Here is a 15,477-nt window from a genome sequence, read left to right on the forward strand (position 1 = left end):
ATAGTCATTGCCTCCTTGGTGGATTTTGTGTGGTAACTTAATTTTACCGATGGCAATAGACTATGTCTATTTTTATTCAATTGAATTTGCGAAACTTATTATACGTTATCGTCCGCCGGTCTGCAGGATCAGCTTTCCACTGTCCGCAACTCGGAATGCCGGATCGGTACCATCATCAATGATGCGGCTTTCCGATGCCTTTGTTTCTTTCCCGCTTTTTTCTTCTGCTTTTTTGCTGTTTTCCCGGGAAGCGTTTTCAGAAGAAGACTCTTCCGTGATGACGGAAGAAGAGCTGCTGTCCGCTGCCTGGTCCGCCTCCGATGTGTCCTGGGATGAATCATCAGATGGCGAATCGTCGTTGTAAACAATCGCTCCGCTTCCGTTTGTATTTTCCTCAGAAGGCGTTTCGTAGAGAATCCCGCCGCCGGAATTCTGTTGCTCTCCCGCGGCAAAATAATTTCAAAAATCCGCACACACAGAATTTTTTAGCCTGAAACCGACCATATATAAGTGGGGAAATGTATGCGTACCGACATTCAAGAGGAAATACAGAATAATCGTTTTTGCTCGTACAAAACCACCTTGTAAAACCATTGAAACCCTTTTAAAATATGCTTGGATGAGAGAAAAAATATCACATACAAAATGCGGTATGATTTACACGATCTTCGTCCATATCTGGGGTATAGAAAAAGAGGAGGGAACCTTATGAAAAAGAAATTAGCAAAACTGATTCCGGCTGTTCTCGCAGCTTCCATGATGCTGTCTGCAGCATCGCCTGTTTCTGCGGGTGTAATGCCGCAGATTACGAGCAATGCGGCGGTCAAAAATCCGGTAACCGCAACGGTTTGTTTTCATGATGTGACGGAAAAGGATTATTTCTACCGTCCGGTGTACTGGGCAAAAGCGTATGGTATCACTTCTGGAACATCCGGGAACACCTACAGTCCAAATCAGCCCTGCACGCGCGCACAGATGGTCACGTTTCTGTGGAGGCTTGCGGGATCTCCGGCTTCCAGCTGGCAGAGCTCCTTTCAGGACGTTGATTCCAATTCACCTTACGCAAAAGCAATTCAGTGGGCAGACGACGTGATGCTGACACAGGGAACCGGGCCCAACACGTTCTCCCCGAATGCACCGTGCCATCGGGGAGAGATGGCTGCGTTTTTGTGGCGTTTCAATAATTCGCCACAGACAAATGGCAGTTCCGGATTTTCGGACGTCTCCGCATCTTCTTACTATGCCGATGCGGTTGTCTGGGCAAAAGCAAACGGCATTACTGCCGGCACGGACGCAAAGCATTACTCCCCGAACAAGCCATGCACTAGAGGAGAAATGGCCGCTTTTCTCTATCGTATGAACGGCAGTCCGAAAGTCACAGTCAATACGCCTGCACCAAGTGTCACTCCGACTCCCAGTCCAAACCCAAGTCCAACCCCATCTCCGACACCGACTCCTTCCGCAGAGGGTAAGGGAGCCCGGGTAGAGGGAAATGAAAATTATGGGCACTGGGTGACGATACACGGAGGTTATCTGTGCAACGGATGTGGGGAGTATTTCTGGGATAATGATGATTACGGATATTCTGACTGGCTTGGTAATGGTATTCATTATCATGGATCGCAATCCAGTTTTACGGAACACGATTTTTGGGTGTGGGATGATATTCCTCGCATTGAAGACCCGAATTCCGGGAAGCCGTTTTATAGTGAAGCAGATTGGAATAGTTATCTTAAATACTGGGATGCAATGGATCAATTAGCAGAAGAATATAATTTGCCGGTGTATCCAGAGGATGTGGCATATGAAAAACAAATTCGATCCATGTCCTGGGCCAAAGATGCTATCGCTCCCACAAAATAACATTTCCTACGAAAAAGGGCGGGGATTTCTCCTCGTCCTTCTTTTTTTCGATTCACGGAAGTACACTTCCGTCTTTTGTTTACCCTGCATTCTCAGGTAATCCCTTTTCTTTTCTCCGCTTTCGGACAAGCAGCATAATTTCAAAAATCCGTACACACAGAATTTTTTTGCAAAAAATCGACCATATATAAGTGGGAAAGTGTACGCCCAACAACATTCAAAAAAGCACGAAATGTTCGTTTTTGTGCGAACAAAATCACCTTGTAAAACCAGACAAACCTTTATAAAATATGCTTGGAAGAGGAAAAAAATACCGGATGCAAAATGCGGTATGATTTACACGATCTTCGTCCATATCTGGGGTATAGAAAAAGAGGAGGGAACCTTATGAAAAAGAGATTAGCAAAACTGATTCCGGCTGTTCTCGCAGCTTCCATGATGCTGTCTGCAGCATCGCCTGTTTCTGCGGGTGTAATGCCGCAGATTACGAGCAATGCGGCGGTCAAAAATCCGGTAACCGCAACGGTTTGTTTTCATGATGTGAAGGAAAAGGATTATTTCTACCGTCCGGTGTACTGGGCAAAAGCGTATGGTATCACTTCTGGAACATCCGGGAATACCTACAGTCCAAATCAGCCCTGCACACGCGCACAGATGGTCACGTTCTTGTGGAGGCTTGCAGGATCTCCGGCTTCCAGCTGGCAGAGCTCCTTTCAGGACGTTGATGCCAATTCACCCTACGCAAAAGCAATTCAGTGGGCAGATGACGTGATGCTGACACAGGGAACCGGGCCAAACACGTTCTCACCGAATGCCCCCTGCCACCGTGGAGAGATGGCTGCATTCTTGTGGCGTTTCAATAATTCGCCGCAGACAAATGGCAGTTCCGGGTTTTCGGACGTCTCCGCATCTTCTTACTATGCCAATGCGGTTGTCTGGGCAAAAGCGAACGGCATTACTGCCGGCACGGACGCGAAGCATTACTCCCCGAACAAACCATGCACCAGAGGAGAAATGGCTGCTTTTCTTTATCGTATGAACGGCAGTCCGGAAGTCACAGTCAATACGCCGGCACCAAGTGTCACTCCGACTCCCAGTCCAACTCCCAGTCCAACCACGTCTCCAACACCAACTCTGACACCGACTTCGACACCGACTCCTTCAGGTGAAGGAAAAGAACAGCCCGGCAAGGGAGCTCGGGTAGAGGGAAATGAAAATTATGGGCACTGGGTGACACAGGATGCTTTAAAGTGTAATGGATGCGGAAAATATTTCTGGGGACCGTCGGATTATGGATATGAGCAAAGAATAACTCATGGCTTACATTATCACGGATCGCAAACAAGTGTTATAGATCATAAATTTTGGGTTTGGGATGATATCCCTCGTATTGAGGATCCATATTCTGGACAACCGTTTTATAGTGAAGAAGATTGGAATGCTGCTATAAATTCCGCATTTGAAACAGAAGCAGAAATGGCAGCACACGGAGTTACATTATCCGAAGAGGAACAGCGTATTAAGGAAAAGTATCTATCCATGTCCTGGGCAAAAGACGCCATCGCTCCAACAAAATAACATTTCCTACGAAAAAGGGCGTGTGAAAAAACGAAAAGTTTTTTCACACGTCCTGTTTTACGCGTTATTTCTTTTTGATTTTATAACCGGCTTGCATGGCTTTTGTAAAAAAGTCATCCTTGTCCTTAATACCATACTCGGAAGCTTCTTTCACAGCCACATCAAGCGGCAGATAGCCAGCGGCGGTATGACGGTATATGGTTAGCAATGTTCCTTTGGATTGTCCCATCTTTACACCTTCGGTTATTCCAATTTTCTTGCCCTTCGCCATTCCAATTTCCTTACCTCTGTTTTCGAGACGTTCAGCAACATCACACATATTGTGCACCTCCTCAAAATTCTTATCAAACCGAATTTCCTGATATCTGGGGTCTTTTGTGACCGCTGATAGAAGACACAAAATGTCTTCGACGTGTTTGATGGTAGTTGGATCATCTGGAGTATACCCCGGATCTTCTCGTTTGCGTACAAAAAAATTTGCAGCAATTCGAAAATCGCTATGGAAGCGATCCAGTTCTTCCTTCGACAAGAAGGCGACCTCGCAGATATTTGCCTTCGCATCGTTCAAAAAAGCATCCATTTCCTTCGGATACGATTGATCGGCAACGATACCACTGATCGTCTTGGGTGCTTTCCAATGCTGATCGCCAAAGTACAGGACAAGGGACAGGACGGGGTATACATCAGACTTTCCGCTCTTCAGCATGTCTCGGTATGATGCTCCCTCATAGCCCATGATCCTCATTGGCATGTACTGATCGATTTTGGTCTGGTTCTCCAAACCACACAGGGCGATCTTGACACCTTTTTTCAACCACAGCTTCGCAACATCGCGTTCCTGGCTTCGAATCGCACCGCTATGGATTGACCGGTACATCGATTCCAAGGCTGTATTCTGCAGATCGCCCGGTTGAACAATTTGTTTTCCACCAAATACGAAGCCGTTCACGATATCCGCAAAGACATCATTGTTGTCTTCAAGTAATTTTTCTGACAAGTCTTTTTCCTTGCCCATGTTTTCTCTCTCCTTTAATTTTAATATTAGCACATTCGCATCCGTTCGGCAACAAAGCAGTTCTCCGCTTTGCTGCCTTCGTATTGTGCTCTCAATCGAATTCGTAGTCGCATCCATGGAAATCCAGGTCAGCTTCGCCAAACTCAATTTCTTCCCAGTGATCACAAATGTAATCGTAGAGTTTTTCTTCGCTGCCATTCATCACATCGTCCGGGACCTCAAGGTCGCCGTGAATTGCAGCGTAAGGATGTGCTGTGATATGGAGTTTTGTCATGTTCCTTTCCTCTCTTTCTTCGTCTTCTTGGTTAATCTGCGTATACACACCATTTTCCGGTGCAAAAATCTACTTCGTCGTTGGCTTCATCATCCTTCGGATCGTAAAACCCGACATGGATCGGAAAACCGCACACCACTTCCAGAAAATCCGCCAATGCCACAGCATCTTCTTTGGAATGGCACAAAACTTCATTCCCGTCGATGGTGATGTAGCGCGGCTTCTGTTTCCGTGAGTCCTCGTTTTCTACGAGACGATTCAAAAGAAGATCGTAGAGATCTCTACTATCAATTCCCACATTTTCTTTCTCTGATTTTCCCATATGTTTTCCTTTCTTCCGGCTCTCCCCGGACAAAATAAAAAAAGGAGAACCCGCTTTCTGCTCTCCCTTTACCAATAAATATGTACATGTATATATGGTCGATCCGAGAGAAAATGAAAAATACCAAAAAGAAAAGAGAATGAAGCAGAATTCTCCGCCAATTCCAAATCAGCAATTTATTCCGGGATAATTTCCACAAGACGGCACAGGATGACAAGCAGGAAGTATTGCAAGAAAGAAAAAAGTTAAAGAAAACCCGAAGAAAGGCATGACGCGGGCCTTGCAATGGCATATAATAGAAAAAAGCGGAAATGTTCACCGCAAATGAGGAGGAAAAGATGGAAAACGGAACCGCAGATAAAATAAAGAAAGCCACATCAGATGTGATTTCGGAAATCGGTAAAGACACGACCCAGATGTCGTCACAGGAAAAAGCGGAACACTATGCGATAATAGCATTGATATGGGATATTGTGGCCATCATCGTGCAACTCATTGTCTGGATAATCATCAATGCAGACGAAGATATGATGTTAAAAACGCAATATCTTGCATTGGGAGATGTTGTTTTTCTCTATCTAATGAACCACGAATTGAAATGGCTGGAACCGGAAAAAAGGACTAAAGCCCTCGTCATAGGAACGGTTGCGTTCTGTCTTAATTTTCTGTCTGCGCCATTTATCATGGGTTTTGTGTTCATTGCGCTAATCATGATACAGTTTGTCGGTCGTATACCCGGTCGTTATTTTTTCCTGTTTGACTGGAAAAAAGATACTGTTAATATTCAGGCTGCTGACGCATTGACGCAGAGCTATCTTTCACACGAACACGAAACTTATCCGACAGATCACATGCATAAAGTAGTAATAGCTATATATCTGATATTTGCCGTCGGCACTCTCCTAGTCCCTCTCGGTGGGATTGGTCTATTTGGTTTTCCTATTGCCGTTAGCCTTGGATGCGGCCTTGCGGGATATGTACTTCGACGCGTCATTGGTGAACAAAATCGGAATACCGAGATCGGGAAAAGTCTCTGGCGCATTACAACTTTGTTTTCCATTATCGGTTATATAACAATTATCTGGTTGATCATAGGTGTAATATGCGCTATAGTTGCCGATGTGATCACTGAGCGTAACTCAAGATATTTATAATCAGAACAACAACAAAAATTAACGAACAGCCGTAGGATTTTCTCTCCTACGGCTGTTCTTATCATTCTATCCATTTACAATATTCTTTACACACTGGGACAGACCAGGTAAATCCCGATCCATGACATAGCTATCCGCATTCGAATCGTCATACATGCCGTACTGACGGGCAACCGTATCATACTCCTCGTCCGAAAGAATTGCGCTGGGATCTGCTCCTACGATCACTCGGACCCTTTCGGATACCAACGCTGATAATATCGAGATCGACATTTCTTTTCTTTTTAAATGAGTGTCCGAATATCCATCATTATAAAAGTCCGTCAATCCGTTTGCATTCGCCACAAATGTGATTGCGGTCTTTTCTGATACACCCGGAAGTTCGGATGTCGATGATACACTTTCTGTCTGCGCATTCTCCGCGGTGTTTTCCGCCGTATCCTCCTGCGTATTTTCCTGTGTCTGCTCTTCTGTCTTTTGCTCTGTGCTGTCTGCCTTGACAGACCCGAATGGATCGTCAATTTTATGCAGTGTTTCCAATGGGCTGCAGCCGGCGAGAACAACAGGGAAAATGAGCAATGCACAAATGGTGCCGACAACAGATGTATGTTTATTTTTAAAAATGTTTTTCATGATTTTCTCCTCTGTCAGAAGAAACAAAATTATCCTCTTGCCACTTCCTGTTCTGAACTTCCATCATAAGCTGTCTTTCCCGGCGCATTGCAGTGCGGGCACACGGTTTCACCGAATACATAGGTGCCTCCGCAGTAGTCGCAACGCACCAGACGCGGTGCTTCCCCGTGTGTGTTGACCTCGTGCATTTTCTGGCCTGCCGGTGTCCTCTTATCTTTCCGGATTGCGAGGATACACAACACTACAACGAGAGCAGCCATGGCAAAGCATCCGTAGCCTACCAGTAAGAAAACTATGTTGGCTTTTGGAGTGCCGATTGTCTGAAAGCCCTTCACCAAAGCATCTGCGCATGCTCCTTCCTGATGCATATTTTGCCCGAGCTGACGGCTGACCGTGGAATTGAATGTCTGCGTCATGGACTCCGGAAGCATATTGGATGTATCGTCTCCGGCTACTCCGGCAAAGGTATAGGCGTTAGAATCTACTTCGTCTGTGCCCTGCTTTCCTTCTCCGCTCCAGACACAGATGAGCCAGTGCTTCTCATCAGTCGGGAACATGGATACATATGAATCATATGCGTAATTTTCCTGCGTCTGCCCCCAGCTACCGTAGTAGGCATACCAGGTTTTGTAATCGACAGTCTGGATGACAACCGGAATGCCGGACTTATCGTAATAAGCATCTACCGCCTCTTCCAGTTTTTCTGTGTCTTTTTCTGAAAATATTTTTGCGTTATCCTGAATCGTGAGTGGTGTTTGCCCGGATGTCACACGGGCAGGAACCGCACCGAACGTCACGAAAAAGAAGCCAATCATAACCAACACAATGACTGCGACCAGGAATGAAAGAGGACTGTTACCTCCTCGATACGCCGCATCGGTGTATCGGTAATGTGGCATTCCGTTACAGTACAAGACCCAGACATGAGCTCCGGGCCGGTAATGCGTGTAGTAATGAACAGTATTTGTGTCTCTCGATGAACTTGTGCCTCTGAATGAACCGCCTCCGCCGGAAAAGCTTCCCCCATGACTTCCTCCGCCGCCTGTTGAGTGTGGCATGAATTAACCCCTCCTTAAATCATTATAAATAATTTTGTGTGAGCTTACACATTCTCCGGTCTTTTTGTTCCGCACTTTGGACAGAAATTTCCATTATTTTTACGCCCGCAGTTCGGGCAGAACCACGAAGAACCTACATTTTCAGTTGCTGTTTTCTGCTGCGGATTTTGACTCGCATAAGCAGCGCCAGCAGCAGGATTCCCTGTCAACACCCCGGCGGTATCTCCTACCGACGGATTCTGGTTTTGGTAGAACTGCCCAGCGTTAACACCGCCTGCCTGCATCGCAAAACTCGAAACTGTATTGGACAGGAGCCTTTAGCAAGCCCCGATCCCTTTACGGGTCGGGGTAATTGACAAACAATCGACCATATATAGATGGGAAGCTATAGCCCCGCAAAAACAGGTATAGCGAACCAGGAAAAACTACGTTATCATGTAAACAAACGTTTTTGAAGGAGGATTCACTATGAAAAGAAAGTTTACGAAACTTATCCCCGCGGTTCTTGCAGCCGCTATGATCATGTCCGCATCACCAGCTTACGCGGATACAAAGCCTGCCGCTTCTGCATTTTCTGATGTCGGATCGAGTGCGTGGTACCACGACGCGGTATACTGGGCAGCGGACAAGGGCATTACCGCCGGAACGACCAAAACAACCTTCAGCCCGATGAAGTCCTGTACCAGAGGAGAGATTGTCACGTTCCTGTGGAGATACGAGGGCTCTCCGAAAACATCCCTTGCCGGAAATCCGTTCAAGGACGTCACGGATCAGTATTATGCCGAGGCTGTGATGTGGGCAAAAAACAACAAGATTACAGCAGGAACCTCTGAAACCACTTTCAGCGGAGAACGAACCATTGACCGGAAAGAGGCCATCACTCTTCTGTGGAGACTCGAGGGCAGCAAAGAGCCGACAAAGAATGCAGGTTTCAGCGATATCCCTTCCGGAAAGTATTATTCCAAGGCGGTCGCATGGGCTGCGGAAAACAACATCACCAACGGTGTCGGAAACAACCAGTTCGGCCCGGACAATCCTTGCACCAGAGCGCAGATTGTAAAGTTTATCTCGAATACAGATAGCGTTCAGGCGGATGATGGTAAGAAGGACGATGCGACGAAGCCGGACGATACGAAGACGCCGGATGATACAAAGAAGCCGGACGACGGCAAGACAACAGATGACACGAAGAAGCCGGATAACGGCAAGACTCCGGACGATACAAAGAAGCCGGATGACGGCAAGACAACGGACGATACAAAGAAGCCGGATGACACAAAGAAGCCGGACGATACAAAGACTCCGGATGACACAAAGAAGCCAGATACTGGAAGCACCTCTGAAGATACCAAGCAGCCGGATACCGACACAACTCCTGCTCACGAGCACAAGTGGGAGCCGATTAAGGAAACAGTGCATCATGAGGCGACTGGTCATTACGAAAAGGTTCAGACTGGAACAAAAACAGTTGTAGATGAAGTGGCATACGACGAGCAGGTAGACACGGGAAAAGGTCAGTATGTTTGTAATTATTGCGGCTATAAAACGTCAAATACACAAGAGATGATTGATCATAGCGCAAAAGAAGGGTATGGATATCATGTAGAACCTATTTATAAAATCATTCATCATGATGCCGTCACACATGAAGAACCTGTTTATACGCAAAAATGGGTTCAGGATAAAGCAGCCTATGACGAAAACGTAATAACCGGATATAAATGCTCCATCTGTGGCGCAACAAAGTAATCTTTATAAATAACACTCCCCCTCCATACTAATATAAAAGCCGGAAGCATTTCGCTTCCGGCTCTCTTTGTATCAACCGTTAATTTTCGGTTTTCTTCTGTCGTTTCATAACTGCAAGCAATGCAAAGAGTGCAAGGGCAATCGCAGCGATGGACACAACAAGGATGATCATTCTTCCCGGTCCGCCGGTCTGCAGGATCAGCTTTCCGCTGTCCGCAACCCGGAATACCGGATTGGTAACTTGTGTATCATTGACACTGGCAACCTTATGGTCTTTCAGCACCACCTTGATGTCATCCGACTGCAGTTCTTTTCCATTCGGTGCTGCTGTCTCACGGATGTAATAGGTGCCATCTTCCAGTCCTGTCCATGTGACATAGCCATCGGTTCCGGATACCTGCTCCGGATAATCCTTCGGATTTGCTCCGGTGCTGTCGTTCTGCTGATACCGGGATTTGTCCGCTTTCAGAAGAACAAATTTCGCTCCGGCAAGGGACTGATGGTTGTTGTCAATCTTCATGATACGGACAGATCCGGAGGTTACATGGTCATCTCCATGCATCAGAAGAACCTTTCCGAGATCATCCCAGCGGATTTCTACCGTATTTGGAATATCAACGCCATTTTCCGGTGTGATCTCTGCGGTAGAATTGATCAGTGTATCAAAGCGCAGCCGTAAATAATCCACGCCCTCATACTGCTTCTTTGAAATCTTCTCCAGTCCGCTGGCTGTCAGAGTGACCTTCAGCGTACCGCCCGCGGTTCCTTCGGTTGCTCCGGAAATGGTGTAATCTCCGCTTTCGAGCGTAAGGAGTACGTTTGCGTCTGTGCTTTCCGCGTCCACAACATCAACTCTCACATTTCCCTTGTAATCCAGACGGGAGTCAATCGCATCTGTGAAGGACGCTCCTCTCTGCTCCGGTTTGGAATCCTCCATGCCGGACGGGATCTTTGTGGTGATGCTCCATGTATGGATCTCATAACGGTTGTTGCTGACCTTGGAGACTACTTTCTTCGGTGTTGAAACCAGGATACGAATCCTCTGTGCTTCAATGTTCTCTTCTTCTTTGGCCGATACGGACTCTCCGGAAAGATTCAGTGTTTCGAAAGCAACCAGCTGACAGTTCTGATACTGCATGGCATCAAAGCTGTAATGAATGTCCGCGCTTCCAGAAGATGTAAGATTTCCACCTGTCGCTGCCCCTGTTTTAAACGAGGTTTCCTTTGACCGGATTCCGGTATCGGTAAGACTTCCATCCGCATTCACCTTCATCAGTTTTCCGGTTACTTCGTATACCTTGGATGGAGCGAGGTTTTCATAGATTACCTGGTCGGTCAGGGTGACATTGGTATCAAATGCCTTCGTATCATCCGCTGCCTGTACCGGCTTTCCGTTTTTGTCCAGATCAAAGGCGATGATCTTTTCTCCATCATTCGCGGTCTTGTCTCCATTGGCATCCTGATACAGGATCGTGCTGATCTTCGGGAAGAAGACCATCTGCTCTGTATCATTCAGATCCTTATGAGATGCAATCTCTTTTCCATCGACAAGGATGGACTCTGTTGCCACCACGGTTTTTCCCTGCATACCGGTTGCATCGAACGTGAAGACGTTCTTTACCTCTCCGGTCTCACTGGTTACGTTCATGGTGGTCGAAGCGGTTACTGTCTTTCCGTTAATGGTAAGCGGCTGCCCGGTCGCCTTATCGTAGAGTGTTCCGGTTATGGTTACCGTTTTGCCGATAAAAGCATTCAGCCTCGTGATCTGAATCGTATCCGTCAGGCCAGTATTCTTCACTGCTTCTGTATACTGCGAATTTTCTCTGTCCCGAAGATTTGTGGACAGTGCGGGAAGAAGTAACGGATTGATATACAGACCGGAATCGTTATGTTCAGACCGATAAGTCTGATCCGCCATCTTTGTCTTGTCTGGAAGCTCGATTCCGCTGATCTGTGACTTTTCCAGCTCTCCGAAACCACCGGTTTTGATTACCCCGTCCGCATCGGAATCAACCGTGGTATCTGTACCGACATGTTTTTCCACCTGCGACAGATACTTTTCCATTTTTGTCAGAACGATCCGATAAGTACCTTTTGGCAGATTTTTGAATTCGTACGCGCCGTCTGCTTTGGTTGTGATCTCTGCGACATCGTTCCCGTACACATCTTTTGCCTTCTCATAATTGCCGGAGGCGTCCATTTGATACAGGGAAGCGACGATACCGGAAAGAAATCTGTCGTCTGTCGTGCGGACGTTGTTACGGTCCTTGTCCAGCCATACATTTCCGCTGATCTGTCGGTCTACCACCTGTACTTTCACGGCATTTGAGACAACAGGCGCGACCTGATTGTCGGAATTCTCGAAGAAACGGTTGATATAGGTATCTCCCACCTTCTGGGATGAATTTCCCTGATTTTTATCCAGACAAGTAAATGTGATCCGAATGGATTCACTGCCTCCGAGAACAGACGCGTATTTGATTGCCGTTATGTTCTGGCTGGAATCCGGGAATCCTGAAATCTGAATGGTACTGCCATTGATTTTTGCTGTCAGTGGTTTCCAGTCAGTCACAGAAGATAATCCGGCATATTCCATCCCTCTTACATCCGGGTTTGTCGTGTACCATGCGATGATTCCGGCTTTTTTCTGCGCGGTTAATGCCAATGGCGCAGATTTGTAATCGACGGACATTTCTTTCAGATCATAATAGCCTCCGAATTTCGATCCGAGCGAATCCCCGTTGTAGGGCAGCACATCGTACAAAATACCATTATCCACCTCGTTCTGCGAGTTGTTGCCAAAGGTCAGGGTAAAATGGAACGTGTCATGCAGGTCGATGAGCGGCGTATCCGTCGATTTGTATACAGCGATGGCCGCCAGCTTGATCACAGCAATGCTGGTGGAGCTGATGTTATGATTCATCTCCGCAATCGGGAGCCCTCCCTGATCCGATGTGATTTGCGCGGTCAGTTTGAGCTGTTGATTGTTGGTTACGTCATTCAGTGTTCCGACATTGCCAATCCGCGTACGGAATGTCAACGGTTCGATTGTTTTTCCAATACTCTGATTCAGAAACCGGATTTTCAGAGTTGTCGTTCCGTCGCTGTTCTCTGTCACAGATTCCGGTGTAACCTGTGTGTTCCCCTGTTTCAAAGAATTCTGTTCGTAATACAGAAGCTTTGGAAGCGTTACGGTAATCGTCAGGTTATCCGTACCGGATGCGGATGCTCCGGACGAACCGATGACCGAAAGAGAAGGCTGCAGTTTGAACGATGCTGTTCGTTCATACTTGTCCATGTCGTAAGACGTTTTCCCATCGTTATTTGTGATATCGATTGTCGCATGGTCTCCTACAATCAGGATGGAGTTACCGTTCAGGTAACCGCCCGTATGACCGCCGACCATTACGCCGTTGCTATATTGTGTTTTCGTGTAATTGGTGTGATATCTCTGCCACCCGGGCGCAGAATAATCTTCCGTGTATTTGCTTCCATTATATTCAGAGAGGGATGCTCCAAGACCATACGATCCGTCTTGATGCTTGGTCGTTGTCCACGATCTCGCCGGGGTTTCGCCCTGATGCCAGGCACGAACATCCGAAACGGTTTTATAAACTTTTCCCAATACCGCATCACTGTTGATTTTGACAGGTGTATACCCAGCGACCCATCCATATTTCACTTTGAAATTTCGGATTTCAAACAAAACGCCGACGCATGTTTTTCCGGATTTTACCAATGCGTCATAAGAATCGTAATATACCATGTTTTCTTCGTGGTACTGTTCCATTTCCTCATCGCTGGCCCAGGCAGTTCCATCTGGTTTTGCGGCATAAAATACCTTTGTCGTGTAATCACCCCGCGATGTGCCATTCGGTGTCATGCCGGTACTGTCGAATTTTTGCAGAATGTTACAGGCAATGCCGTATTTTTCGTATTCCTGTCCATACGCCGAGCAAATGGTCTGCTCTTCATTTCTGGATGCGTAGTTTGTCCCGGGGTGGTTATCCCCCACCAGAGCATATTTTTCCGCATACCACGTGCCATTATAATGTGATCCGGCCGGATACATCGTGATGTTGTAGGTCCAGACGTCGTTGTTTGTCCGGATATCTGCCGCTTGTTTTTGCCCGCTTTTTGAGCTTACCTGAAAGTTTTCCAGCTCCTGTTTCAGAATGTAATCGGATGTTTTATCGACAGAATCTGGGAAACGGGCAATGGTCTGCATATATCCGCATGATATCCAATATTCGGATGAATCGATGGAACCCCAATGGTAATTGGGCGTCGTTGGAAAATGATAATTGTCATAATCAAAGGTATAATCCTTGATTGTGAAATGATACAGGTTGGGATCCTTTGGATCCTGTTGTACCGAATAATTCCCTCCGTCCCAGCAGTCTCCTTCTCCGCCGTATCCCGAAGAAGAACTCCATTGATTCCGTGGGGCACGCCAGTTGAGTCCGCTGGAGGTCGTCTGCACGAAGGTCATCTGTCTTCCGAGATTTCCTTTGTCATCTCCTTTTCCGTTGTAACCATTGTTCGCGCAGTAATCCCAGAAATACGGCTGATAGTCTTTATCGTACGATTTGTCCACGCCATTGACGGTGGCAGATAGTTTCACATCAAAGGTAATGTCACCGGAAGGATATTCGAAGCCTTTCATTCCCTTTGAGGCGTTCGGCTGCTGCATCATGAAGCCGATCCCCATGCCCTGCAGACGTCCGGATATTGCATGGTCTCCTGCTTCCGCCTTGCTGTCCTCGTCATACAGCATCCCGGTGTCTGGATTCGCCCAGGTAAGGAAGTCACATCCTTCGGAACCAGTATTGTACACGATCGTAAAATCATAGGAAGGAGTCGCGCTGACCGTTTCCGGATCTGCGGTAATGTCCCGCTTGTTGTCTTCATCGTTTTCTGCCCAAAGTTCGAAGCTTGGCTGAATCACGGTTCCGTTTTTGGCGGCTCTTACCTGAATCCCGCATGACAAGGTTCCCGCTCCGGGAATGGCAACCCCTTCTTCGCTGTTCGTCAGATAGCGATAGCCGGTGATCACCTGCGATCCGTCCTCTGTTGAGGTTTGTTTCGCGTCCTGCAGCCACTGCATCGCATCCAGGTTAAATTGCGCAACATCTTTGGTGCAGGGCAAAGTAAACCGGACAAATACTTTTCCGTCATCAACAGGCTTGTTGGAAGTGATGGCGGTCACGTACTCGATGGAATATGTGATCGTATCGAAAGACCGCACAATCCCGTTGTCTGCCGCCGCGTCGTTGCCTGCGTTATTGTCGGAATCGAAGGGCGCAGTTCCATCAACCACCTCTTTGATTCTTGCGTTTGTCACGGAAAAGGAAGGTGCAGCGTCCGTCTCTGCTATTTCAGATGTTTTGACAGATGCCGTATCAGATGCTGCGTCAGCGTCCAATGCTGCGACAGACATCGTGTTTGTGTCCGATTCCGTTTCCGTCTCATCCAGAGAACCCCGTGAAGACGCAGACGGCTCCAGATCAGATCCTAAAGGATTTTCCGCTGCAGAATCAGCCGAAACAGATTCCCGGGTACTCGCGTCGTCCGGTTTGGTATCCTCCTGATTACCTGTAAAGTCTGAAGCGGTTTCTGAACTTGTGACAAGGCTTTCCGTGGAAGAGGCGGATACAGGAGCAGCAGATGCTGTTCCTGCAAATTGACTTACACTGATGCACATCGTTAACAATATCAAACCTATTTTTTTTCGCATCATTTTTCGCTATTGCGTCTCCGGCATCTGTGTGCCGGAGGACAAAGCGTTGTCCTCCTTTCTGTCCTGAACATTTGTTTGTTGTTGCTGTAAC

The 15,477-nt window shown here is 47.1% G+C and carries 11 protein-coding genes; 5 read left to right on the forward strand and 6 right to left on the reverse strand.

What is annotated here, in order from left to right:
* The first annotated feature begins 25 nt into the window (after positions 1-25).
* From ACTNDI_RS11610 to ACTNDI_RS11620, 3 genes are all read left to right on the forward strand, one after another.
* Positions 26-364 (forward strand): hypothetical protein, encoded by a 339-nt coding sequence (locus ACTNDI_RS11610; RefSeq protein ID WP_441101143.1) that lies wholly within the window; start codon positions 26-28, stop codon positions 362-364.
* 344 nt (positions 365-708) lie between these two features.
* Complete coding sequence (locus ACTNDI_RS11615) at positions 709-1,863, forward strand: S-layer homology domain-containing protein (RefSeq protein ID WP_441101144.1); 1,155 nt, start codon at positions 709-711, stop codon at positions 1,861-1,863.
* Between the two features lie 387 nt (positions 1,864-2,250).
* Positions 2,251-3,441 (forward strand): S-layer homology domain-containing protein, encoded by a 1,191-nt coding sequence (locus tag ACTNDI_RS11620; protein ID WP_441101145.1) that lies wholly within the window; start codon positions 2,251-2,253, stop codon positions 3,439-3,441.
* A 64-nt stretch (positions 3,442-3,505) separates the two neighbouring features.
* Here the strand turns inward: ACTNDI_RS11620 and ACTNDI_RS11625 are convergent, their stop codons facing one another.
* The 3 genes from ACTNDI_RS11625 to ACTNDI_RS11635 form a co-directional block, all read right to left on the reverse strand.
* On the reverse strand, positions 3,506-4,456 hold the full coding sequence (locus ACTNDI_RS11625; RefSeq protein WP_441101146.1) for an Rpn family recombination-promoting nuclease/putative transposase: 951 nt from the start codon (positions 4,454-4,456) through the stop codon (positions 3,506-3,508).
* 91 nt (positions 4,457-4,547) lie between these two features.
* Positions 4,548-4,730 carry a hypothetical protein gene (locus ACTNDI_RS11630; protein ID WP_441101147.1) on the reverse strand — a complete coding sequence of 61 codons (183 nt, stop codon included), beginning with the start codon at positions 4,728-4,730 and terminating at the stop codon, positions 4,548-4,550.
* Between the two features lie 31 nt (positions 4,731-4,761).
* Positions 4,762-5,052 carry a hypothetical protein gene (locus ACTNDI_RS11635; RefSeq protein WP_441101148.1) on the reverse strand — a complete coding sequence of 97 codons (291 nt, stop codon included), beginning with the start codon at positions 5,050-5,052 and terminating at the stop codon, positions 4,762-4,764.
* A 338-nt stretch (positions 5,053-5,390) separates the two neighbouring features.
* On the opposite strand from ACTNDI_RS11635, the gene ACTNDI_RS11640 reads away from it, so the two are divergent.
* Complete coding sequence (locus ACTNDI_RS11640) at positions 5,391-6,206, forward strand: hypothetical protein (RefSeq protein ID WP_441101149.1); 816 nt, start codon at positions 5,391-5,393, stop codon at positions 6,204-6,206.
* Positions 6,207-6,272: 66 nt separating this feature from the next.
* Here the strand turns inward: ACTNDI_RS11640 and ACTNDI_RS11645 are convergent, their stop codons facing one another.
* Positions 6,273-6,839 carry a hypothetical protein gene (locus tag ACTNDI_RS11645; RefSeq protein WP_441101150.1) on the reverse strand — a complete coding sequence of 189 codons (567 nt, stop codon included), beginning with the start codon at positions 6,837-6,839 and terminating at the stop codon, positions 6,273-6,275.
* A gap of 29 nt (positions 6,840-6,868) precedes the next feature.
* Positions 6,869-7,897, reverse strand: coding sequence for a hypothetical protein (locus ACTNDI_RS11650; RefSeq protein WP_441101151.1), 1,029 nt, complete (start codon positions 7,895-7,897; stop codon positions 6,869-6,871).
* Positions 7,898-8,365: 468 nt separating this feature from the next.
* Here ACTNDI_RS11650 and ACTNDI_RS11655 point away from each other — a divergent pair, with 468 nt between their 5' ends.
* Complete coding sequence (locus ACTNDI_RS11655; protein ID WP_441101152.1) at positions 8,366-9,646, forward strand: S-layer homology domain-containing protein; 1,281 nt, start codon at positions 8,366-8,368, stop codon at positions 9,644-9,646.
* 79 nt (positions 9,647-9,725) lie between these two features.
* Here the strand turns inward: ACTNDI_RS11655 and ACTNDI_RS11660 are convergent, their stop codons facing one another.
* Positions 9,726-15,350, reverse strand: a complete 5,625-nt coding sequence (locus ACTNDI_RS11660) for a VaFE repeat-containing surface-anchored protein (protein ID WP_441101153.1) — start codon at positions 15,348-15,350, stop codon at positions 9,726-9,728.
* Between the last annotated feature and the right edge of the window lie 127 nt (positions 15,351-15,477).

This window comes from Bilifractor sp. HCP3S3_D3 (assembly GCF_052063915.1).
Taxonomy (GTDB): Bacteria; Bacillota; Clostridia; order Lachnospirales; family Lachnospiraceae; genus Bilifractor.